Origin of the sequence: Streptomyces sp. SudanB25_2051 (assembly GCF_964272635.1) — a bacterium.
Lineage (GTDB): Bacteria > Actinomycetota > Actinomycetes > Streptomycetales > Streptomycetaceae > Streptomyces.
Map to the genome: position 1 here is coordinate 5,258,843 of NZ_OZ186787.1, position 22,773 is coordinate 5,281,615.

Annotated in this window: 13 protein-coding genes; 4 read left to right on the forward strand and 9 right to left on the reverse strand. The window is 76.3% G+C overall.

The genetic code is table 11. The annotated features are described in order from the left end of the window. Positions 1 to 21 precede the first annotated feature (21 nt). Positions 22 to 825, reverse strand: a complete 804-nt coding sequence (locus tag ACSUPT_RS23285; RefSeq protein WP_351968047.1) for an ABC transporter permease — start codon at positions 823 to 825, stop codon at positions 22 to 24. Continuing rightward, positions 822 to 1,808 (reverse strand): ATP-binding cassette domain-containing protein, encoded by a 987-nt coding sequence (locus ACSUPT_RS23290; protein ID WP_351968046.1) that lies wholly within the window; start codon positions 1,806 to 1,808, stop codon positions 822 to 824. The genes ACSUPT_RS23285 and ACSUPT_RS23290 overlap by 4 nt, the downstream gene beginning before the upstream one ends. A 487-nt stretch (positions 1,809 to 2,295) precedes the next feature. Here ACSUPT_RS23290 and ACSUPT_RS23295 point away from each other — a divergent pair, with 487 nt between their 5' ends. Further along, a complete protein-coding gene (locus tag ACSUPT_RS23295) occupies positions 2,296 to 3,504 on the forward strand; it encodes an MFS transporter (protein WP_436945428.1) in 1,209 nt (402 codons plus the stop codon). 178 nt (positions 3,505 to 3,682) lie between these two features. Here ACSUPT_RS23295 and ACSUPT_RS23300 read toward each other — a convergent pair whose 3' ends face one another. The 5 genes from ACSUPT_RS23300 to ACSUPT_RS23320 form a co-directional block, all read right to left on the reverse strand. Beyond that, positions 3,683 to 4,534: an alpha/beta hydrolase gene (locus tag ACSUPT_RS23300; protein WP_365728979.1), complete on the reverse strand. Its 852-nt coding sequence runs from the start codon at positions 4,532 to 4,534 to the stop codon at positions 3,683 to 3,685. Between the two features lie 151 nt (positions 4,535 to 4,685). Beyond that, complete coding sequence (locus tag ACSUPT_RS23305) at positions 4,686 to 5,069, reverse strand: VOC family protein (protein ID WP_436945429.1); 384 nt, start codon at positions 5,067 to 5,069, stop codon at positions 4,686 to 4,688. A 76-nt stretch (positions 5,070 to 5,145) separates the two neighbouring features. Then, positions 5,146 to 5,598 (reverse strand): hypothetical protein, encoded by a 453-nt coding sequence (locus ACSUPT_RS23310; protein ID WP_436945430.1) that lies wholly within the window; start codon positions 5,596 to 5,598, stop codon positions 5,146 to 5,148. 213 nt (positions 5,599 to 5,811) lie between these two features. Then, complete coding sequence (locus ACSUPT_RS23315) at positions 5,812 to 6,138, reverse strand: acyl carrier protein (protein WP_365731806.1); 327 nt, start codon at positions 6,136 to 6,138, stop codon at positions 5,812 to 5,814. 60 nt (positions 6,139 to 6,198) lie between these two features. Beyond that, a complete protein-coding gene (locus tag ACSUPT_RS23320) occupies positions 6,199 to 6,723 on the reverse strand; it encodes a hypothetical protein (protein ID WP_351968040.1) in 525 nt (174 codons plus the stop codon). Positions 6,724 to 7,082: 359 nt separating this feature from the next. Here ACSUPT_RS23320 and ACSUPT_RS23325 point away from each other — a divergent pair, with 359 nt between their 5' ends. From ACSUPT_RS23325 to ACSUPT_RS23335, 3 genes are read left to right on the forward strand one after another with little or no spacing between them, the layout of a single operon-like run. Continuing rightward, positions 7,083 to 7,928 carry an alpha/beta fold hydrolase gene (locus ACSUPT_RS23325; RefSeq protein ID WP_436945431.1) on the forward strand — a complete coding sequence of 282 codons (846 nt, stop codon included), beginning with the start codon at positions 7,083 to 7,085 and terminating at the stop codon, positions 7,926 to 7,928. 1 nt (position 7,929) lies between these two features. Further along, positions 7,930 to 9,204, forward strand: a complete 1,275-nt coding sequence (locus ACSUPT_RS23330) for a hypothetical protein (protein WP_436945432.1) — start codon at positions 7,930 to 7,932, stop codon at positions 9,202 to 9,204. 60 nt (positions 9,205 to 9,264) lie between these two features. Then, entirely contained in the window at positions 9,265 to 9,777 is a 513-nt protein-coding gene (locus tag ACSUPT_RS23335; RefSeq protein WP_436945433.1) for a DUF1203 domain-containing protein, read from the forward strand. A gap of 196 nt (positions 9,778 to 9,973) precedes the next feature. Here ACSUPT_RS23335 and ACSUPT_RS23340 read toward each other — a convergent pair whose 3' ends face one another. Together ACSUPT_RS23340 and ACSUPT_RS23345 are read right to left on the reverse strand one after the other, a co-directional pair. Then, complete coding sequence (locus tag ACSUPT_RS23340) at positions 9,974 to 21,193, reverse strand: amino acid adenylation domain-containing protein (RefSeq protein ID WP_436945434.1); 11,220 nt, start codon at positions 21,191 to 21,193, stop codon at positions 9,974 to 9,976. Beyond that, positions 21,153 to 22,562 carry an MFS transporter gene (locus tag ACSUPT_RS23345; RefSeq protein WP_436945435.1) on the reverse strand — a complete coding sequence of 470 codons (1,410 nt, stop codon included), beginning with the start codon at positions 22,560 to 22,562 and terminating at the stop codon, positions 21,153 to 21,155. The genes ACSUPT_RS23340 and ACSUPT_RS23345 overlap by 41 nt, the downstream gene beginning before the upstream one ends. Between the last annotated feature and the right edge of the window lie 211 nt (positions 22,563 to 22,773).

Genomic DNA, 22,773 nt, shown 5'->3' on the forward strand with positions numbered 1-22,773 from the left:
ATGTGCCCGGCCGGGACGAACTCATCTTGTCCGACGGGCGTACGCTCGTACGGCCAGGGGGAACAGTACGGCGAACAGGACCGCCATCCAGGCGAGACTCGTCATCACGGGCCCCGAGGCGTCCCCGCCGAGCGTCAGGGCGCGCGTCGCGTCGACGAAGTGACTGACCGGATTCACCCCCACCCACCACCGCAGCCAGTCCGGCATCGTCTCCGGCGCGGCGAAGATGTTGCTGCCGAACGTCAGCGGCAGGACCAGCGCCATCGTGATGCCCGGCACCGCCTGCGGGCTCTGCGCGGCCATGCCGATCAGCACGGAGAGCCAGCAGAGCGTGAGGCCGAAACCGATCGTCAGGAGCATCGCGAGGAGCAGTTCGACCGGGCCGGTCCTGACCCGGAAACCCATGGCGAACGCCAGTGCGAGCAGGACGACCAGGGCGAGGGCGTAGCGCACCACGTCGCCGATGACGGCGCCCACCAGCGGGGCGGAGCGCGCGATGGGCAGACTGCGGAACCGGTCGAAAACCCCCTTGACGACATCGGTGTTGAGCGCGAGCCCGGTGCCGACACTGGCGTACAGGATGATCTGCACCATCAGGCCGGGCACCAGCGGCTGGAGGTACGCCTGCCAGTCGCCCGCGATCTCGCCGCCGAAGAGCAGCGCGAACACCACGAGGAAGAGCACCGGCTGGATGATCGTGTCCACCAGCGTGGCCGGCGACCGCAGGATGTAGCGGATGTTCCGCCCGGCGAGGGTCAGGCTGTGCTTCAGGCCGCGCACCGGCCCCACCCGCAGGGCGGCGGCCGATTCGGTGACGACGCTCATACCGCACTCCGTTCCACGGCCGGTCCGGTGCCGTTTCCGGCGGTGTCCGCGGCGGGCTGCCCCGTGAGGGAGAGGAACACGTCGTCGAGGCTCGGCAGCCGCAGCGCGAGCTCGTCGACCGCGATGCCCTCCTCGTCCAGCCGGCGCACCAGGGCCGACATGAGCACCGTGTCGTCGGCGAGCGTGGTGACCAGTCCCGTGTCCGGGTCCGCGGTCGGCTCGGCCTCGGTGAGCAGGCCGAGGATGCGCACCACCTCCGGCACGTCGCGGGGGTCGGCGGGCCGCACCTGGAGGGTCTGGCCGCCCGTGCGCTTCTTCAGCTCGTCCGCCCGGCCCTCGGCCACCACCCGCCCCCGGTCGATGACGGTGATCCGGTCGGCGAGGCGGTCCGCCTCCTCCAGGTACTGCGTGGTCAGCAGGACGGAGACACCGTCGTGCGCCAGCCCCTGGACGACGTTCCACACCTCGTTGCGGCTGCGCGGGTCGAGGCCGGTGGTCGGCTCGTCCAGGTACAGCACCTCGGGGCGGCCCACCAGGCTGGTCGCCAGGTCGACGCGGCGGCGCATACCGCCCGAGTACGTCTTGACCGGCCGCCCGCCCGCGTCGGTCAGGGAGAACCGCTCCAGCAGCTCCGCCGCGCGCGCCCGCGCGTCGGCCTTCGGCATCTCCAGCAGCCGGCCGATCAGCACGAGGTTCTCGAAGCCGGTGAGCTCCTCGTCGACCGACGCGTACTGCCCGGTCAGCCCGATCCGGCGGCGCACGGCGACCGGCTGGCGCAGCAGGTCGTACCCGGCGATGGTGGCCCTGCCCTCGTCGGGCCGCAGGAGCGTGGAGAGGATGCGCACGGTCGTCGTCTTGCCGGCGCCGTTGGGGCCGAGCACGCCGAGAATCGTCCCGGCGGGTACGGACAGATCGACACCGGCGAGCGCCGTATGCGATCCGAACCGCTTCACCAGGCCTTCTGCCTGGATGGCGAGTGTCATGGGAGCCTCCCTGGGTCCGTGAGGGATCGTGCGGGACGGCCCTGACAGCGGGCCCACAAGCCGCTGACAGCCCGCGCGAGCCGTCAGGCGGTGTACGGCGGGCGGGGCCCGGTCCGCGCGAAAACGGGCTGCCGGACGGGGGCGCCGGGACTACGATGGGCGGCGGCATTCCTGTTCCGCGGATCTCGCTTCCGCGGATCTTGTTCCGGGGATCGTCGCAGGAGGGGCACGTTGCCGTCGGTGACACGTGCCACGGGTGGCGAGCGGGCGCGCCGCAGGCCGCGTGACGCTCAGGCCGCCTGGTGGCCGCTGATTCGAAGACTCACCACGCACCGCTGAGCCTTGCCGTGAGCGCCACCGCTCCGGCACGGCGCGGTTTCCCGTGCCCATTTCCCCTTCACCGGCCGGTTCCCGGCGTGCCCGCGGTCCGTCGCGCCCTCGCCCGGACCCGTGGTCCGCCCTGCGCCGGCCCCTCCCACACGAGGCCATGAACAAGAACGGATTCCTGCCCGCGCTGCTCATCGCGGCGCTGACCGGCACCATCATCGAGCTGGACATGTCCGTGCCCAGCTTCCCCGACATCGCCCGGGCGCTGGACGCCTCCGAGGCGGCCGTCCAACTGACCGTCACCCTCAACTTCCTCGGCTACTGCCTGGGCGCCCTCGTCCACGGCCCCCTCTCCGACCGGTTCGGCCGGCGCGGCGTCATGCTGGCCGGGAACACCGTCATGCTGCTCGGCGCGCTGGGCTGCGCCGTCGCGCCGGGCATCGAGTTCCTGCTCGTCTCCCGGTTCGTCCAGGGCGTCGGCGCCAGCACGTCCGTCGTCCTCGTCTTCGTGATCATCGCCGATGTCTACGAGGGCCCGCGGATGCTCAGGATGTTCGGGCTGGCCAACGCCGCCATGTCCGCCCTCATGACCGCGGCCCCCGCCCTCGGGGGCGTCGTCAACCGCGCCCTCGGCTGGCGCGGCAACTACGCCGTCGTCTTCACCGTCACCCTCGTGTCGCTGCTGCTCATGGCGGCGTTCCTGCCCGAGACCGGCGCGCGGCGGGCGAGCGTGGGCGTGCGCGAGGTCGCGGCGGGCTACCGCAGGCTGCTGGGCAGCGGCGAGTTCGTCGCCGCGTCGCTCGTGCCCAGTCTGCTGTTCGCCGCGTACATGGTGTTCATCGCGGCCAGTCCGTTCCTGTACACGGGCGCCTTCGGCCTGTCGACGACGGCGTTCGCCGGCCATCTGCTGGTGGTCGTCGCGTCGTTCGCGCTCACCAGCCTGTGCGCCACGCGGGTCATGGCGCTGCTCGGCGGACCCGGCCGGACCGTGGCGTGCGGTGTCGCGGCCGCCGTGGCGGGGGCGGGCCTGTTCCTCGTCCTCGGTGACGGACCGGTGGTCACGACCGTGTCGCTGTCCCTGTTCTGCGCCGGGTTCGCCGCCCTGTACCCGGTGGTCTTCGGCCGGTCCCTGGGCGTCTTCCCCGAACTGAGGGGTGCGGCGTCCTCGCTGACCATGAGCGGCCGGGCGCTGCTGGTGGCGCTGTTCACCGGTGCGGCGAGCGGACTGTTCACCGGTGACGCCGCGGTCACCGCCGGGGTGATGGCCGCGGCCACCGCCGTCGCCGCACCGCTGGCCTTCCTGCGGCCCCACGCCGGTGCGGGGGAGCCGGCCGCACCCCGGCCGGACACCGTGACCGGCGCCGACTGAGCCCGGACGGCGGGTGCGGGCGCGCCCCTCGAGGCGCCCGCACCCGCCGTACTCCTGGCCGTGCCGCCACGGCCGTACTCCTGGCCGGCCCCGTACGGACCGTCCGGCCCCGTACGTCGGCCCGGCCCCGTACGCAGGGCGGTCCGTACACCGGGCGGCGGTCCCGTACGCCGGGCGGCTACGGCGGGGAGGCGTCGCCCGCCTGCAGGAACGACCGGATGCACGCGCTGAGCCGGTCCGGCTGGTCCTCGGGGATGAGGGTGTAGCTGTCCTCGATCTCCACGAGCCGCCCCTTCGGCAGCAGCTCGGCGAGCCGGCGCCCGTGCTCGGGCGGCATCACCCTGTCCTCGGCGGCCCACACCACGAGCGCCGGCCGGTCGAATTGGCGCAACTTCTCCGCCCAGGCGAGCAGTTCGCCCGCCGGCGGCACCCCGAGGACGTACGTGCGCAGGTCGCGGCGGATCTCCGGCGACGTCCACAGCGGCCGGAACCACGCGTCCATCACCTCGTGCGGCACGGGCCGCTTGCTCATCCACCCCCAGGTCACGGGAAGCCGGCGCATCGGCTTCCACTTCAGGAGGGTGAAGGCCAGGCGGATGCCGCCCGGCAGTTTCGCCGAGGCGTACAGGTTCTTCCCGGGCAGGCCCGGGGGGAAGTTGTCGAACGCCTCGCACGAGGTGATGACCAGCCGCCCGACGCGCTCGTCCCGGCCCTCGGAGACCAGGGCCTGCGCCCCGCCCCAGTCGTTCATGACCAGGGTGACGTCCCGCAGGTCGAGCCGGTCGAGGAACTCCGCGACGAGCCGGGCCACCCCCGCGACCGACAGGTCGGCGTCCGGCCTCATCGGCCGGCGGTGGCCGCCCAGCGGCAGCGTCGGCACCACGCAGCGGAAGTCGGAGCGCAGGGACGCCACGACGTTCCGCCACAGGGAGCCGTCCATCGCCACACCGTGCAGCAGGACCACGACGGGCTTGTCACCCCCGGTGTCCTCGTACTCGACAGGGCCGGCCGAAAGGTCCAGCTCAGCCATGTTCTCCCCTCTCCTCGGGCGGCGAGCGGCGCGGCGGCCGCCCGGACGGGCGGGTGCGGTGGCGGAACGCCCCGGCCCCGACCGCGCCGGCGACTCCACGGCGGGCCGGGGCCGTCGGGCCGTGAAGCGGCTCGCCGGGGGAGCCGGGCGGTCAGACGGGCGGGATCCGGCGGTGCAGGAGGCAGAACTCGTTGCCCTCCGGGTCGGCCAGGACGTGCCAGTCCTCGTCGCCGGTCTGCCCGACGTCGACGGTCCTGGCGCCGAGGGCGAGCAGCCGCTCCAGCTCCGCGTCCTGGTCGCGGTCGGTGGCGCTGACGTCGATGTGCAGCCGCAGCTTGCCGGTGCGGGGCGCGCTGCTCGGGCTGAGGACGAGAGTGGGGAGCGGGCCGCCGAACCCGGTGCCGGGCGGGCCGATCTCGATGCTGCCGTCGTCCTCCCGGCCGAGCTCCACATAGCCGAGGACCTCGCTCCAGAACGCGGCGAGCCGTTCCGCGTCGGCGCAGTCGATGACCAGCTCACTGATGCGGCATGCCATGCGGCCAGTGTACGGAGCCGGGCCGGACGACGCGCGCCCACCCCATGTCCCTTGCCGGCGAAGGGACTTGGGCGGCCTATCCGTCCTCGTCCAGCGCGACCACGAAGCTGTCGCCGTACGGGTCGCCCTCGTCCTCCGGCAGCAGCATGAGCGACAGGGTGCCGCGCGCCCCGGTGAAGCGGACCTCCGCGAAGGCGTCCCCCTTCTCGCCGGTGGCGAGGTGCGCGGTGGCCGGGCGCTGGGCGGCGTCGCCCCAGCGGGCGACCCAGCGCCGGGCGTCGTCCTCCCGGCCGGCGCCGTCCTTCGCGAACCCGGCGAGGCCGGCGGCGTCGCGCGCCTTGAGCCGGGCCAGCACGTGCTCCGTGACGGCGAGGCTGCCGGGCGTCGGGCGCCCGGTCACGGTCAGGTCGAGCTCGTTCGTGCCGTTCCTGACCCGCTCGGGGGTGTGGTCGGTGACGAACGCGTCGCAGCCGCCGAGGAGCAGGACGAGCGCGCCCGCGGCGCACACGGCCCTGCCCGCCCGCCTCAACGGCTCTCCCGCGTATGTTCCACGCCGGCCATGGACAACCCCCCTGGTGATCGAAGGGTCCAGCTTGCCATGGCCACGTGCCGGGGCGGCACCGCCCCCGGCCGGTCCGGCGGGCGGTGGCCACGTGCCGGGATGGCACCGCCCCCGGCCCGTCCGGCGGGCGCCCGTGCGCGGGCAAGGCCCCGGCCGGCCGCCCGCCGCCCCGCCGCCCCTTCAGTACGGGGGCGTCGTCTCACGCGCCCGGATGTCGGCGCGCAGCCGGGCCTTGTCGACCTTGCCGATGCCCGTGAGCGGCAGCTCCGGCAGCTCCACGTCCGCCGTCGCCTCGCGCACGAGCGCGGCCACCTCCCGGACGGTGGGGTCGTGGCCGGTCCACGGGTCGAACCGCACACCGTGCGCCTCGGCCAACTCCACTTGCAGCTGGGACAGATCGACCGAGTCCAGGCCCAGGTCGGCACGCAGCCGCGCGTCGCCGCGCAGCAGCTCAGCGGCGATGCCCAGGTCGGTCAGGACGCTCCGTACGTCGCCGATGTCGGCCACACCGGTCTCCTCCGGTCCGTCGGGCGGGCCGCCGGCGGGCGCCGACGGCCCCTGGGCGGCTCAGCTGAGGGTGAGCGTCGTGACGCCGGTGGCGCCCCGGAGCCCGGTGGTGAGGCAGAGCAGCAGGTCCGGCTGCGGAAGGGTGATGACCTGGACCAGCGAACGCCCCTCGTAGCGGCCGTCGACCACGGTGCCGGTGAGGGTGGTGACGACCTGCCCGGCGACCGCGGTGGTGGAGCCGGCGATGTCGGCGACACTGCTCTCGCCGGTGCTCCACGTGAACGTCCGCCGGTCGCGGAAGCCGTCCAGCAGGTTGTTGCAGCCGGCGTGGAGGGTGAACGCCTCCCCGTACGCCCCGCCCGTGACCTCCCCGGCGGCGTCGACGCACGAGTCGAAGCGGCCCTCGATGGTGATCTCGACCTCCCTCGGCTGGAAGAGGAGCGGCGGGTCGTACGAGGTGGACTCCCTCCCCTGGCACTGGAGCAGCGCGGCCGGCGCGGCCTCGGCCGGGGCGGTGACCAGGGCGCTCGCGGCGAGGACGGCACCTGCCGCCAGAGCGGCAAGACGCTTCCGTGAAGTGGCCATGCGGCCTCCTGTTCGGGACGTGGCGGAACGGCGAGGAACGCGGTGGGACACCCGGCCACAGGGCCGGGCGGGCCGGGTCGGGAGGACGGGCCTGGGCGCGGGGCGAGGAACCCGCCCGCGTGCGGGTGGGGACCGGGGGAGGCGCGGCGGGCGCGGGTCGGGGCCGGCGGGGACGGGGCGGGGCCCGGGGGGAGTCCTGCCCGGCGCCGCCGTGCCCCAGACCGGCGCGCGGGAGCGGCGGGGGCGCGCGGCCGCCGTCCGCCGGCGCGCGCGGAACGGACGCACGCCCTTCACCGGCCGCACGGACCGTGTGACCCTGGGGCGGCGACGGTCCCGAAGGTCTCGGCCCCAGGAGCGCGATGGACCCCCGTACGAGCGGCACGCTGGCCGTGCCCGGTGCCCGCCTCCACTTCGAGGAGCGCGGAGCCGGCCCCGCGCTGCTGCTCATCGCGGGCGGCAACTCCGACGCGGCCGTCTTCAAACGCGTCGCGGCAGCCCTGTCCGCCGGCCACCGCGTCATCACCTACGACCCGCGCGGCAACTCCCGCAGCGCCCTGGACGGCCCGCCCGTGGAACAGCGCGTCGAAGAGCACGCCGACGACGCGCTGCGCCTGCTGGACCACCTCCTCGGACCGGACGAGCCGGTGCGGGTGTTCGGCAGCTGCTCGGGCGGCCAGGTCGCCCTCGAACTCGCCGCACGGCAGCCGGGCCGGCCGCTGTGGACGGTCGCGCACGAACCGCCCGCCCTCGCGCTGCTCCCCGACGCGCGCGAGCAGCTGGCGCTCGTCGACGACGTCCGCGCGACGTTCCGCCGCGCGGGCCTCGTCCCCGCGATGAGCCTCCTGCAGGCCCTGTACGGGAACACACCCGCGCCCGTGCTGCCGCGGGCCCACGACAACACGGCGTTCTTCCTCACCCGGGTGATCGGCCCCGCGACGCGCCACGTTCCGGACACCGCGGCCCTCGCCGCCGTGCGGGACCGGGTGGCGACGGCGGGCGGCCGGGACTCCCGTACGCACACCGTGCACCGGCCCGCCGTCGTACTGGCCCGGATGCTGGGCTGCCGCATGGAGCTGTTCCCCGGCGGCCACGCCGGCTACGCCCGGTACCCGGTGGAGTTCGCCCGCCGGCTGGCCGAGGTGTTCGACGCACTGGGCGGCACGGAGCCGGGCGCCGTGCCCGGCGGCCGGCGACCGGGGCGGTGACGTGCGGATCCTGCTGGGCGCCCAGAACTGCGGCTTCGGGCCCGCGTCCGAACTGGTCGCCGTCTCCCGGCTGTTGCGGGGACACCGGCGGGTGTTCGTCGGGGACGGCATCGCGGCGGCGTTCGCGCGGCGCAACCCGGACGCCTTCGACACCGTGCGCGCCACCGACGGGATGACCCCGGACGCCGCCGACCGCGCGGCCGGCGAACTGGTGGCGCAGTGCGACCTGGTGGTGTCCGTGATGGACGCCGACCTGGTGGTCCGCGCCGTGGTGGCGGGCCGGCCAGTCGTGATGGTCGACAGCCTCTTCGGCTTCTGGCGGGTGCGGCAGCCGCTCGGCCGCCTCCACGAACGGTGCGCCGCGCTACCCCGGTCCTCGCTGACGGCCGCGCGCCGCCACCTCGACGGCCTCACCCCGCACGAGCGTGTCGTCGCCGCCCACCTGCTGGCGACGCACCGGGTGGTGCAGAACTTCCCCGGCGTCCCCGAACGCGCCGCCGAACTCGCCTCCGCCGCCGACGGGTTCACGGCGCACCTGGCCGGACCCGTCATCGACGGCGAGGGGCTGCGCACCGTCGACCGGGACGCCGCGCCCGCCCACGACCTGCTGGTCGACATCGGCGGGTTCCGGAACTCCCTGCTCGACTTCGACGCCCACCACGACTACCTGCTCCTGCTGCGGCGGTGGCTGCCCGACCTGCTGCGCGACTGGCCACGCTTCGGCCGCGTGCTGGTCTGCGGCGGGCCGTTCGGCGGGCACCGGAAGCGGACGGTCACGGTGGCGGGGCGCCGCGCCGACTGCCGGCTGCTCCCGCAGCGGCGCCTCCTCCAGGCGGTGGCCACCACCCCGTACCAGCTGCTCGCCCCCGGGCTCACGGCGCTTCACGAGGCGCTGGCCCTGGAGCGGCTGCCGCTGGCCACGCACGAGCAGCACACCGCGCACGTCTACACCCTGGACCGCCTGGCCGGGACGCTGCTGGGCCGCGGCGCGGCCCGGTTCGCGGACGTCCTGCCCGACCACCCGGTGCCCGCCGACGACCTCGCCGGTACGGCCGAGCTCGTACGGATCGCCACCCGCGTACGGCGGGACGAGGCGCTCTACGCCCGGTTCCGGCGGACGTTCAACGAACGGATCGAGCGGTACACCGCGCTCACCCCGGCCGAACGGCGGCACGGAGTCGCGGAACTGCGCGCCCTGCTCGGCGGCGAGCCCGCCCCCGAGATCATCAGCCGCGTGATCGGCCCGGCCGGGACGCCCACGACGCCGGGCCCCTGACCGGACGTGATGTCGGATTCCCGCCAGTACCGCGGGCCCGCCCTGACGCAGTCTGGACGCATGACGACCGTGACCTACCAGCCGAACGCCATCGCCCCCGACGTGCTGGACGAGCTCCGCGCACGCGACGACGCCGGCGTCGTCCCCCGCGTCCACGCGTACGACATGGACGGAGCGCCCCTGCGCTGCTGCCTGCGCCGCAGCCGCGCCGGCGAGCCGGTGTCCCTGGTGTCGTACGCCCCGCTGCGCAGATGGGCGGCGGAGGCCGGCGTCGACCCGGGCGCCTACGACGAGGTCGGGCCGGTCTTCATCCACACCGACCGGTGCGCGGGCCCCGACGCGGCGCTCGGCTACCCGTTCGCCGAGACCGGGGCGTCCCGGGTCCTCCGCCGCTACAGCGGCGAAGGCCGCATCACGGGAGGCGCGCTCGTGCGGCTGCCGGACGACCCCGACCAGGCCCAGGCGGCCGTCGAACAGGCCCTGCACGGCGCCTTCGCCGACCCGGGGGTCGCGCTCGTGCACGTACGGGCGGTGGAGTACGGCTGCTTCCAGTACGAGGTCCGCAGACCCTGACCGCGGCCACCACCCCACCCCGACGCCCGCGCCCGGCCGGCCGCCATCCCGGCGGGTGCCCGTTCCAGTGCCTGCCGCGCCGGTGGGCACCGGGTGGGGTGCCCCGTTGTGGCCACCTGCGCCGATGTCTCGGCTTCGCTCGGCCGGGGGGCACCCCACTCGCCCTTGCGGGACGCCTGCCCGCGACACGCGGGTGTCAGGGGGCGGTGTGGTGGTGGAGGAGGTCGGTGAAGGACTTCGCCCACGCCTCGACGGTGGCCTCGTCGAAGAGGTCCGTCGAGTACTCGAAGGTGACGGCGAGGGTGTCCGGGCCGGGCACCAGGACCGCGTACAGCTCGTTGCGGGCCGTGCCCGACGTGGGGAGGTCCCGCACCGTCGCCGTCACGTCGACCAGGTCCAGCGCGGGCGGCGGGGTGGTGACCACCGTGAACAGCACCGTCGGGAACAGCCCGTCCGCCGTGCCCGGGGCGACCAGCTCCACCACGTCGGTCAGCGGCAGCTCCTGGTGGTCGAGCGAGGCGAAGAGGCGCTCGCCCAGCTGCGCCACCAGGTCCGGGAACGCGGCCGCCTCGCTCAGCCGGGCGCGCAGCAGCAGCGCGTCACCCAGCAGGCCCACCACATCGGACCGGTCGCGTCGCGTGCGGTTCGCGCTGGACGCCGCCAGCACCACGTCGGGCAGCCCCCCGCACAGCTCGCCCAGCCAGGTCGCGAACGTCGCGGCCAGCACCGTGTACGGGGTCGTCCCCAGACGCGTCGCCGTGTCCGAGAGCCGCCCGGGGAGGTCCCCGCCGACGACCCGGGTGTACACGGCGCCCCTGCCCGACAGCGTCGCCGGGCGCGGCCGGTCGTAGGGCAGCGGCGGGCGCAGCGGCACACCGTCGAGCTCCGCCCGCCAGAACCGCTCCAGCTCCGCACGCCGCTGCGCGCCCAGCCCGTGCTCGGCGCGGGCGCAGTCGGTGAACTGCACGGCCGGGGACGGCAGTCCGCTCGCCCCGCCGCGGTGCCGGGCGTTGTAGAGCTCCCGCAGCTCGCGCCAGATCACACCCATGGACCAGCCGTCGACCACCGCGTGGTGGAACACCGTCACCAGGACCCAGCGGTCCGGTCCCAGCCGCGCCAGCCGGAAGCGGAACAGCGGCGCCTCGTCCATCGCGAAGGGCCGGGCCGCCTGCTCCCGGCACCACCGCTCGGCCGGCTCCGCCTCACCGGCATGCGCGGTCAGGTCGTCCACGGGCAGGTCCACCGGCACCCGGTCCAGCACCTCGACCAGGTACCGCCCCTCACGCCGTACGGCCCTGCTCCGCAGCGCGTGGTGGCGGTCCACCAGCTCCCCGAGGGCGTCCGCCAGCACCGCCGGGTCGAGCGCGCCGCGCAGGTCGACGCGGTGCGCGACGTTGTAGACGCCCGGGTCGGCGTGCTCGTGGTGGCGCCGCCACAACCGGCGCAGCGACGACGTCATCGGCGCCGTCTCCACGACCCGGCCGTTCGGGCCGGGGCGCCCGGCGCGCTCGGCGACGCCCCGGATGGTCGGGGTCAGGAAGAACTCCGCCATGGACAGTTCGACGCCCAGCTCGTCCGCCATGCGGTTCAGCAGCCTGATCGCGCTCAGCGAGTGGCCGCCCAGCTCGAAGAAGGACCGGGTCACCGGTATCCGGCGCAGGTCCAGCTCGGCGCACCACAGCGTGTGCAGGGACTCCTCCAGCGCACCGGCCGGACGCGCCTGCGCGTCCCCGGCTCCGCCGTCCGCCCCGGCTTCCGGGCCCGCCGCGGGGGACGGCTCGGGCAGCCGCTCCCGGTCCAGCTTCCCCGAGGTGTTCACCGGGAGCCGCTCCAGCAGCGCCCAGCGCCGCGGCACGAGGTGGTCGGGGAGCCGCGCGGCGAGCGCGGCGCGCAGCTCCCGCGGGTCGGCGTCCGGGGCGGCGGGCACCACGTACGCGACGAGTTCCGCCTCGCCGTGCCGGTCGCGGCGGGACACCACGGCGGCGTCCCGCACCCCGGGCAGGGCGCTCAACGCGGCCCGCACCTCGCCCGGCTCCACCCGGTGGCCCCGGATCTTGACCTGGTCGTCCACCCGCCCGCGGTACTCCAGCGTGCCGTCCGTACGCCAGCGGCCCAGGTCGCCCGTCCGGTACAGCACGGCGCCCGCGCCGTCCGGGAGGAAGGCGGCGGCCGTCTCCTGCGGCCTTCCGTGGTAGCCGTACGCGACGGGCACGCCGCCCACGTGGATCTCGCCGACCGCGCCCGGCGGCACCTCCCGTCCGGCGCCGTCGCGCAGCACGATCCGCGCCCCCGGCACCGGTGTGCCGATCGGCGGCCACTCCTCGCCGTCCGGGTCCACCCGGTGCGAGGTGACGATGACGGACGTCTCCGTGGGCCCGTACTGGTTGTACAGCGCGCAGTCGGGGTGCGCGGCCAGGAACCGGCGGAACGCGCCGGTCAGCCGCAGCGCCTCACCGGCCGAGAACAGCTCCCGCAGCGACGGCAGTCCGGGTCCGGTGCCGAGCAGGTACCCGAGCGGGGCGCACGGCATGAACATCCGCTCCACGCCGTGGCGGCGCACCGCCTCCGCGACGGCCGCCGGGTCGTGCCGCACCGCGTCGTCGATCAGCACCAGCGCCGCGCCGGAGCACAGCGTCGTGAAGATCTCCTGCACGCTCACGTCGAAGGCGGGGGACGTCCACTGGAGCGTGCGGAGCGCGGGATGCCGCTCCAGGTGCCCCCGTACGAGGTTCACCGGGCCGCGGTGCGGTACGACCACGCCCTTCGGACGGCCCGTCGACCCGGACGTGTACACGCAGTACGCGGGGTCCTCCGGGCGCGCCCCGCCGGCCGGCGGCCCGTCCCGGCGCGTGTCCGGCACCTCCTCCACGAGCCGTACGGGCACCTGCCCCGCGTCCAGCCCCGGATGGCGCGCGAGGACGTCGGCGCCGGTCAGGAGCAGCACAGGCGCCCCGTCGTCGAGGAGCGCGGCCAGCCGCGGAGTGGGCAGCGACGGGTCGAGCGGCAGATACGCGGCCCCGCTCTTGAGCACGCCCAGCACGGCGGCGATCAGCTCGGGGCCGCGCGGCAGCAGCAGCGCCACCCGCTCCCCGCGCGCGGCGCCCCGGGCGCGCAGGTCGTGCGCGAGGGCGTTGGCGCGCTGGTCCAGTTCCCGGTAGCCGACGTCGTCCCCGCCGCTCACCAGGGCCACGGCGTCCGGTGTCCGCCGCGCCTGCCGCTCGAACAGCCCGTGCAGGGTGTCCCCGACGGCGGGCGACGGCTCGTCCAGGCGCCCCAGCCGCGCGAGGGCCGCCCGGTCCGCGTCGGTCACGGCGGTCAGTTCGCGCAGCGGCGCGCCGGGCGCCGCGAGGGCGCGGCGCAGCACCTCCTCCACGTACCGGGTGAAGCGCCGCACGGTGGCCTCGTCGAACAGCGCCGTGTCGTACTCGACCATGAACCGCACACCGTCGCGGTGGTGGGTGAAGTAGACGCTCAGGTCGAACGGGGCCCGCTCGCTCGGCACGTCGAGCAGCGCCGCCGCCAGCCGGGGCGGGTCGAACGGCACCTCGCCCTCGTTCTCGTACTCCACCATCACCTGGAACAGCGGATTGCGCCCCGGGTCGCGGCGCGGGTTGAGCGCCCCGACCAGGTCGTCGAAGGGCACACCCGTGTGCTCGTACGCCGCCGTGCTGCCCTCCCGCGCCCGGCGCAGCAGCGTCGGGAAGTCCGGGTCGCCGGTCAGGTCCAGGCGCAGCGGCACGGTGTCGAGGAACAGGCCGATGTGGTGTTCGGCGCCCGCGGGACGGGCGGCGACGGCCGTGCCGAGGACCACGTCGTCCTGGCCGCTCAGCCTGCCCAGCACCGCGGCGACGGCGGCGGTCAGCGCCATGAACGGGGTGGCCCGGTGCCTGGCCGTGAACGCCCGCAGCGCGCCGGCCAGACCGGCGTCCAGCTCGTGCGTGAGGCTCGCTCCCGCACCCGACCTGACCGCGGGCCGGGGCCGGTCGGTCGGCAGCTCCAGCTCGGGGGCGCCGGCGAGCGTACGCCGCCAGAACTCCAGGGACGCCGCCGGGTCGTCCGCCGCGACGGCCGGTGCCGCCTCGGGCAGCGGCGGCGGCTCCGGGGCGCCGTGCACGAGGAACCGGTAGCGGGCGGCCAGGTCGCGGACGAGCACCGTCGTCGACGACGAGTCGAAGACGATGTGGTGGGCCAGCAGGAACAGCAGGTGCCGCTCCTCCGACAGCCGCAGCAGCCGGGCCGTCACCAGCGGCCCCTCCCGCAGGTCGAGGATCCGGCGCCCCTCCGTCGCGAGGGCCGCGCGCAGCGCCTCCTCCTCCGTCGCGCCGGTGCGGTCGTCGAGCGGGCACTCCAGGCGCGTGTGGTCGCGCACCTCCTGGTACGGCACCCCGCCCGCGTCGGGGAACACCGTGCGCAGCGCGGGATGCCGGTCGGCGACCCACCGCAGCGCCTCCCGCAGTGCCGGCACGTCCAGCGGCCCGTCCAGGCGGATCGCCTTGGGCTCGTGGTACATGCTCGTCCCCGGGTGCAGCCGCTCCAGGAACCAGATGCGGCGCTGCGCGGGCGTCAGGGGCACCCTCCGGGGCACGGGGGCGGGGGTACCGGGGGCCTGCGGCGGCGGTACGGCTTCGGGGGCGGGGGCCGCGGGGACGCGGGTCCGCCGTACGGACGCGGGGGCGGGACCCTCCGGCGGGGGCGCCGCCGGGTGCGCGGCCCCGGTGGCCGCGCGGCGGACCCGGTCGAGCACGGGCAGCCCCGCGAGGACCCGGTCCGCGGGCACGCCGAAGTCCACGAAGCAGGCGATCTCGTCGGCGCCCGCGTCCACCAGCCGGCGCACCGTCCCGGCGGCGGCCTCCTCGCCGCCGATCAGGGCGCGCGAGGCGCAGTAGCGCTCGTAGGCCCGTTCCAGCAGGAACTCCACGTCCTCCTCCGGGGTGTTGTCGAGGTCCGCCGTGAAGCCGAGGCTGTTGGCGACCTGCCCGAAGAGGGAGAGGGACGAGCGCAGATAGGAGACGAACGGCCGGTACGCCTCGGCCCGCGCCCGTTCCGCGTCCTCGCCGAGGTAGGTGTGCACCAGCACCACGACCCGGCCCCCTGCGTGATCGAGTCCGTGCTCGGCGCGGGTGCGCCGGTACAGCGCGACGTTCTCGGCGAGCTGCTCGACGCTCTGCGTCATCAGGTTGGTGACGATCCCCAGCCCCTCGGCGGCGGCCCGCCGGTAGCTGTCCGGGTTGCCCACCACGGCGACGTACAGGGGGAGTTCGCGCTGCACGGGGCTCGGGTGGAGGCGTATGTCGACGGGTTGGCCGTCGCCGGCGGTGGTCGGCAGCGGCTGCCCCGACCAGAGCCGCCGCACGGTCGCCAACTGCTCGTACATCACCTCGCGGTGGCGGCCGAAGTGGTGCGGGGCGAGCGAGAAGTCGGTGGCGTGCCAGCCGCTCGCGACGCACAGGCCGGCCCGGCCGCCGGAGATGTTGTCGACGACCGACCACTCCTCGGCGACCCGGACCGGATGGTGCAGCGGCAGGACGACCGAGCCCGCGTGCAGGCGGATGCGGCGGGTGGTGGCCGCCAGCGCGGCGGCGAGCACGGAGGGGTTGGGGAAGAGCGCGCCGAAGGAGTTGAAGTGGCGCTCCGGGAGCCACAGGGCGTGGAAGCCGTGCTGGTCCGCGTAGGCCGACGCCTCCATGATCAGGTCGTACTTGCCGCCGCCGCGGGCGCCCGCAGGGGCCTCGGCGTCCTGCGGGTAGTCGCCGAAGAAGTACAGGCTGAAGTCGCAGCCGCGGGCGGGGGAGGAGGACGGGCGGTCGGGCTGCTCCGGGACGCCGGGGGAGGCCGGGGAGGACCGCTCGCGGGCCGGTGGCTCGACGCGCGGGGTGGCGGCGGGGACCGGTGGCTCGACGTGCCGGGTGGGGGCCGGCGCCGGGGGAGTGGCGGGCGGGGCCGCCGTGGAGGCCAGGACGTCGAGCTGGCGGGACAGCACCCCGGTCACCTCGTGGACCAGCTGTTCGGCCACCCGCAGCTGCCGCCCCAGCAACGCGTGCAGCCCGGAGGCCGCCTCGGGGTCCGGCGCCGGGGCTGTCACGTCTCCCGGGGCCCGGACCGGCGGCGAGGGTTCCGGCGCGGGGGCCGGTACGGGTACGGGAGCCGGGCCGGGCGCGGGTACGGCGGCCGGAGCGGGTGTCGGCGCGGGCGCGGGTACGGCAGCGGGTGCCGGCTCGGCAGCGGGTGCCGGCGCGGGCGCCCGGTGCGACGCGGCCGCCACCCGCTCGGCCAGGGCGCGCGGGCTGTCCGCCGAGGTGAACAGTTCCCGCACCGGGACGCGTACGCCGTACCGCTGCTCCAGCTCCGCCGTCATGCCCATCAGGGACAGCGAGTCGGCGCCCAGGTCGAAGAACGAGGTGTCGGGCGTGACGTCCGACGGGTCGCGGCCGAGCTTCGCGGCGGTCAGCCGCCGTATGTCCGCCAGCAGTTCCTCGGGCACGGTCGGCTCCTTCGGGGAGGGGGCGGGCGGTGCCGCCGGATGGCCGGCGGCGGGGGCCGCGGGCGTGGTCGTCGGGGGCACCGGGCGGCGGCGCAGGGGGTGCCCGGGCAGCGGGACCCGGCCCCCGCCGCCGTCGAGGGCGGCCCAGTCCAGGTCGGCGCCCGCGCCGTACAGCGAGCCGAGCGAGGCGAGGAGCCCGCGCAGCTGGTCGGCCGGTCCGGGGCCCGCACCCTGCCCGCCCAGCCAGCGGCTTTCCGGTACGCAGTGCCGGCCGAGGCCCGTGAGGGTGTCCCCTGCGCCGATCTCCACGAAGTCCGCGCAGCCGTGCGCCGCCGCCGCTGCCATGGCCAGGTCGAAGCGGACCGGCCGCCGCGCCTGGAGGCAGAGGTAGCCGGCGTCGACCGTCCACCCCACCGGCCGCACCCGGCCGTCGGCCGCCGTCACCAGCGGCGTGCGCAGCGGGCCGTACGCCACCCGCTCGGCGTGGACGCGGAAGTCGCGCAGCACCGGTTCGACGGCGGCGGAGTGGAACGCCCGGTCCACGGGCAGCGCCCGCCAGCGCACTCCCTCCCCGTCCAGGAGGCGGCCCGCCTCCGCGAGGGCGTCCGGCGGGCCCGAGATCACCTGGGCGCGCGGGCCGTTCACGGCGGCCAGTTCGGCGCCGGCGGCCCGCGCGATCCGGCGCGCGTCGTCCTGGCCGGCGCGCACCGCGAGCATGCCGCCCGGCGGGCAGGCCGCCTGCATCAGCCGGCCCCGCCACGCCGTGAGCCGCAGCCCGTCGTCGAGGGTGAGGGCGCCCGCCGCGTAGAGCGCCGCGTACTCGCCGACGCTGTGCCCCAGCAGCAGAGCGGGGCGGACACCCGCGGCCCGCCACACGTCGGCGAGCGCCGACTGGTGGGCGAACAGCGCCGCCTGCGCCGTCCCGGTCGACCAGACGCCACCGGGGTCCGCCTCGCCGTCCGCGCCGGCTCCGCCCAGCAGCAGCGGCAGGAGGCTGCCGCCGAACTCGGCGGCGTACACCTCCTCGCACCGCTCCAGTACGCGGCGGGCGGCCGGGAAGGCGGCGTGGAGGCCGCCCGCCATGCCGGGGCGGCCGCTTCCCTGCCCGGAGAACGCGAAGGCCGGCGGCCCGGGCCGGGCGGGGGGCGCGGCGCGCCGTGCCTCCAGCGCGTCGGCGAGCTCCCCGGCGGTCCGGCCGACGACCGCGGTCCGCGCCGCCCGGTGCGGCCGGCCCAGCGCCATGGTCGCCGCCACGTCGGCCGCCGCGAGGCCCGGTTGCTGCCGCAGGTGGTCGCGGAGCCGGCCGGTGTACTCGTCCAGCGCCACCTCGTCGCGGGCCGACACCGGTACGAGCACGGGGAGTCCGGGTGCGGGAGCCGGCGGGGCGGACGGCACGGGGGGCTCCTCCAGCACCACATGGGCGTTGGTGCCGCCGACGCCGAGCGCGCTGACACCGGCCCGGCGCGGCACGCCGTCCCGGACCGGCCACGGCCGCAGTTCCGTGCCCAGGACGAGCGGGCCGCCCTCCAGGCGCAGTCCGGGGTTGGGCCGCGTCAGGTGCAGCGTGGGCACGAGCGTGCGGTGCCGCAGCATGAGGACCGTCTTGAGCAGCCCGGCCATCCCGGCGCAGGAGTCGAGGTGCCCGATGGCCGGCTTCACCGACCCGACGGTGCAGAACGCGGTGCGCGTGGTGCCCTCGCCGAGCGCCCTGCCGAGCGCCTCCAGCTCCACCGGGTCGCCGAGCCGGGTGCCGGTGCCGTGCGCCTCCACGTACGAGAGGGTGTCGGCGGGCACGTCCGCCCGGCGCAGCGCCTCGCGTACGACCTCCACCTGGCCCGCCACCCCGGGCGCGGTGAACCCGACCTTGCGGGCCCCGTCGTTGTTGACGGCCGAGCCGAGGATGACCGCGTGGACGGTGTCGCCGTCGGCCAGCGCGCGGTCCAGCCGCTTGAGCAGTACGGCCGCGACGCCGTTCCCGCCGACCGTGCCGTCCGCGTCCGCGTCGAAGGCGCGGCAGCGTCCGGTGGGCGACAGGATGGAACCGGGGTGGCTGCGGTAGCCGGTCTCCTGGGGCAGGTGCACGGCGGCGGCGCCCGCGAGCGCCAGGTCCGACTCGCCGGTGAGCAGGGACTGCACGGCCAGGTGCACGGCGACCAGGGAGGTGGAGCAAGCCGTCTGCACGCCGATGGCGGGGCCGGTGAGTCCGAGCCGGTAGGCGACGCGGGAGGCGAGGAAGTCCGGCTGCGTCCCGATCGCGGTCTGCATGCCCGCGGCCGGGTCGTCGTCGGCGTCCGTGCCGCCCGGCGCGCCGGGCGCGGCGGGACGCTGGTGGTCGTAGAGGTGCATGCCCGCACCGGCGAACACGCCGACCCTGGTGCCGGGCCCGGTCGCCGCGTGGCCGCCCTGCTCCAGTGCCTCGTGGCAGCACTCCAGGAACAGCCGGTGCGCCGGGTGGGTGAGCCGGGCCTCCTTGGGGCTCATCCCGAAGAAGTCCGCGTCGAACGCGTCGACATCGTCGAGTACGCCTCCGACCGGCACCAGACCGGGCGCCCGCCGCTGCTCCGGGGACAGTCCGGCGGCGGCGAGCTCCTCGTCGCCGAAGACCCGCACGCCGTCCACGCCGTCGCGCAGAAGGTCCCAGAAGCGTTCCGGCGAGTCCGCGCCGGGGAAGCGCAGCGCCATGCCGATGACCGCGACGCGCCGGTCGCCCGCGTCCGCCCCCGACGGCACGTCGGCCCGCGGGGGCGTGTCCGGTCCGCGGGGCGCGGGCGACGGCCGACCGCCGGGCACGGGCGGCCGCTCACCGGGCGCGCCGTCCGGGGCCTCGGCGTCCAGCGGCCCGGCGGCCGGCGTCCGGGCGTCCCGGTCCCCGCCGCCCGACCGCCCGGCGGCCACGCGCCCCGCGTCCAGGTCCCCTGCGTCCGGGTCCCCCGCGTCCGGGCGCAGGGCGTCCGGGCACGCGGCGGCCAGGTGCGCGCCGAGCGCGGCGGCCGTGGGGTGCTCGAACAGGGCGGTCTGGGCCACCGGCACCCCCAGCCGCTGCTCCAGGCGGGAGCGCAGGCGGGTCAGCAGCAGGGAGTTCAGCCCCAGCTCGTAGAAGGGCGCCCGCGCGTCCACGGGACGCCCCAGTACGGCGGCCGTCTCCTCGCACACCAGCCGGGCCAGGCCCTCGGGCGTGACGCCGTCGCGCTGCGCCACGGGGCCGGCGGGGCCGGCGGGGCCGTCGGTGAGGCCCCCGGCGAGCAGCCGGTCGCGCAGCTCGGCGCGGCGCACCTTCCCCGCGGGGGTCCTCGGGAACGCGTCGCCCGGCACGGGCACGACGTGCGAGGCGGTCAGGCGGAGCCGGGAGAACAGCGCCGCCCTCACCTCCCGTACGATCCGCGCGTCCTCGACGGCGCCCCGGCTGACGAAGAACACCGCGAGCCGTTCGGTGCCGCTCCCCTCGTCCGGGACGCCGCACGCGGCCACCTCGCCCTGGCGGACGCCCGCCACGGCGGTCGCGGCGGCCTCCACCTCGTGGCAGTAGACGTTGTGCCCGTTGAGGATGATCAGGTCCTTGCGCCGGCCGGTGATCACCACCTGACCCGCGTCGAGGAACGCCAGATCACCCGTGTCCAGCCACTCCCGCCCGGCCGGGAACGCCTCGGCGTCCGCCTCCGGGTTGTTCACATAGCCGGGCGTGAGCCGGCCGGGGGCGCGCACCTGGAGCCGGCCGATCCGGCCCGGCGGCACGGTCTCGCCCCGCTCGGCCAGGACCCGCAGGGTGACGCCGTGCGCGGGCGCGCCCGCCGCGACGAAGGTGACGCTGTCCTCCTCCGGGGTCCGCGCCCCGGCCCGCACCAGATCACCGCCCAGGCTGCTCTTGAGGAGGCGGTGGACGGTGCCGGGCCGGTCGAGCCGCCCGTAGGTGACGGCCGTGACCGTCTCGGCCATCCCCCAGGCGGGCACGATGTGCCCGTCCCGCACGCCGTACGCGGCGGTCGCGTCGAGGAAGCGGCGCAGCACCGGCAGGGCGAGCTGTTCGCCGCCGCACACCAGTGTCTTGAGCCCGCTCAGGTCCCGGGCCCGGCCGGGCCGCCCGTCCAGGGCGTCGGCGACGAGCCCGTACGCGAAGGTCGGTGCCCAGCTGTGCCGCGCCCCGTGCTCCTCCATCAGGTCCAGCCAGCGCAGCGGGTCGGCCAGGACGCGCTCGGTCGGCGCGTGGACGTTGGTGCAGCCGACGAACACGGCCAGCACGTGGTACAGCAGGAACGCGCCACTGTGGTCGACCGGCAGCCAGTTCACGGTCGTGTCGTCCGGCCGCACGTCGAGGATCCGGCGGCTGCTCGCGGCCAGGCCGGCCAGACCGGCGTGGGTGAGCCGTGCCGCCTTCGGCACGCCGGTGCTGCCCGAGGACAGCATCAGCAACGCGTCGTCGGACCCGGCCGGTTGGACGAGGTCGTCCGCCGGCCGCGCGGCCAGGCAGTCCCGCGCCAGCGCGACCCGCGGCCCCGGAGCGGCGCCCTCCAGCGCCCGCGCCCCGGCCGCGTCGCAGAGCACCAGCGGCCCGTCCAGCAGGGCGAGGGTGTGCGTCAGGCGCTCGTACGCGGGGGAGCCCGGCTCGGGCCGCTCGGCGATCGACGCGGGCCGCGCGCCGCCCAGCACGCAGGCCCAGAAGGCCGGGAAGAACTCCTCGAGCGGCAGCCCGCACAGCACCACCGGGTCACCGGCGCGCACCCCGCGCTCCCGCAGCCCGGTGAGCGTCCGGCGGGCGCGGAGCAGCAGCTCCCGGTAGGGCAGGCGGGTCGTGGAACCGTCCTGGGCTACCGCGACGACCGCCGCGCCCGAGTCGGCTTCGGCGGCACGCAGCAGCGCGGCCACGGCGTCGCGCGGCTCCTCCGGCGTGTACTGGGGTTCAGGCCCCCGGCAGAGCGCCTGTCCCTGTACGCGTTCCATGCGTGTCCCCTTCTTCTCCACTCGTGGACGGCCCCGGCCGGCGCCCGCCGGTGCGGACGGCGGCGAACAGCAGCAGCACCAGCGCCCCGCAGACCGCCGTGCCGTGGAACACCCCGACGACCGTCAGGGCGGGCAGCGTTTCGAGGGCCGCGGCGGCGAGCACCGTGCCCAGGGCGAAACCGGCCGTCTCGGCCGTGGCCGACAGCCCGAACAGCCGGCTGCGCTGCCGGTCGGGGACGGCCTGGAGGCGCGAGGTGTAGACGATCTCCGTCCAGCCGTCGGCGAAGCCCGCGCACGCGGCGGCCGCCATCAGGCCGGCGGCGGGCAGGCCGGTGAACGCGGCCACGAAGGACACCGACATCGCCAGCGTGCCGAGGGCGAAGGCCCGTTCGCCCCACGCTGCGGCGCCGCCGGCGCGCCTGAGGACGAAGTGGGCGGCGACGGTGCCCACCGCCCAGGCCGCCCAGAAGCGCGTCATGAACAGGGCCGGATCGGACGGCGCCCCGGCGTGCGCCACCACGGGCAGCGCCACGTTGTGCGAGGAGGAGGCCAGGGCGTCGATCCCGCGGAGGACGATCATGCCGAGCAGCAGCGCGGGGACACCCGACGCGAGGGCCCGCCACCGGGCGCCGCGCCCCCGGCCGGCACCCTGCCCGGCACCCGGGCCCCCGTCCCGTACGGGGTCGCCGCCCGCCGGCTCCCGGCCGTCCCCGGCCGGTCCGTCCCCGGCCGTGGCATCCGAGGCCGGTCCGTCCCCGGCCGGTCTGTGCCCCGCCGGTCCGCCCCCCGCGGGCTCGTCGTCGCCGTCCGTGCGGGGCCGCAGGGCGAGCAGCGCCGCCGCGGAGACCGCGAAGCTCGCGGCGTTGACGGCGAACGCCGCGGCGTAGCCGCCGAAGCCGATGACGGCGGCCGCCGAGGCGAAGCCGAGCACCGTGGCGAAGGAACGGGCCGTGACGAGCAGCCCGTTGGCCCGGGTGCGGGACTCCTGGCCGACCATCGCGGGGACGGCGCTGCGCAGGGCGACGGTGAAGTACGTGTTCCCCGCGCCCATCACGACGACCACGCAGCCCAGCAGCCATACCGGGGTGCGGTCCGCGCACAGCGCCAGCACCGCCATGGCGAGGCCCTGGGCGGTGTCCGCGCCGACCATCGTCCGCAGCCGCGTGGTCCTGGCCGACAGGGCGGCGGCGGTCAGCCCCGCGACGAAGCCGGAGAACAGGCGCAGCGCCATCACGGCCCCGACCCCGAAGGCCGTGCCGGTGACCTCGTACGAGAACAGGCTCAGCGCGATCAGGTTCAGGTAGTTGCCGTAGCCGGACACCGCGTACGCGCAGACGAGGGCACGGAAGCGCCGGTCCACACCCCCCACCGCGTCCCCTTTCCCGCGCACACGCGCCACCGGTCGTCGTTCCCTGCCACCGCGGGCACGCCGGACGCCTTCGCGGAGGCCGACGGGACTGCGGTGTCACATGATTGCCGTAGTCGGCCGTGAGCGCATCTCCCCGCGCGTATACGCCAGATGACGGGCCGTCGTCGGCGCGGCGGTCCCGCCGGAACCGGGGCCCGCGCCTCCGTCCCCC

Coding starts and splice junctions, on each gene's coding strand:
- ACSUPT_RS23340 (WP_436945434.1), bottom strand. CDS start 21,193: ATGGAACGCGTACAGGGACAGGCGCTCTGCCGGGGGCCTGAACCCCAG.
- ACSUPT_RS23290 (WP_351968046.1), bottom strand. CDS start 1,808: ATGACACTCGCCATCCAGGCAGAAGGCCTGGTGAAGCGGTTCGGATCG.
- ACSUPT_RS23300 (WP_365728979.1), bottom strand. CDS start 4,534: ATGGCTGAGCTGGACCTTTCGGCCGGCCCTGTCGAGTACGAGGACACC.
- ACSUPT_RS23320 (WP_351968040.1), bottom strand. CDS start 6,723: ATGGCCACTTCACGGAAGCGTCTTGCCGCTCTGGCGGCAGGTGCCGTC.
- ACSUPT_RS23305 (WP_436945429.1), bottom strand. CDS start 5,069: ATGGCATGCCGCATCAGTGAGCTGGTCATCGACTGCGCCGACGCGGAA.
- ACSUPT_RS23335 (WP_436945433.1), top strand. CDS start 9,265: ATGACGACCGTGACCTACCAGCCGAACGCCATCGCCCCCGACGTGCTG.
- ACSUPT_RS23285 (WP_351968047.1), bottom strand. CDS start 825: ATGAGCGTCGTCACCGAATCGGCCGCCGCCCTGCGGGTGGGGCCGGTG.
- ACSUPT_RS23295 (WP_436945428.1), top strand. CDS start 2,296: ATGAACAAGAACGGATTCCTGCCCGCGCTGCTCATCGCGGCGCTGACC.
- ACSUPT_RS23325 (WP_436945431.1), top strand. CDS start 7,083: ATGGACCCCCGTACGAGCGGCACGCTGGCCGTGCCCGGTGCCCGCCTC.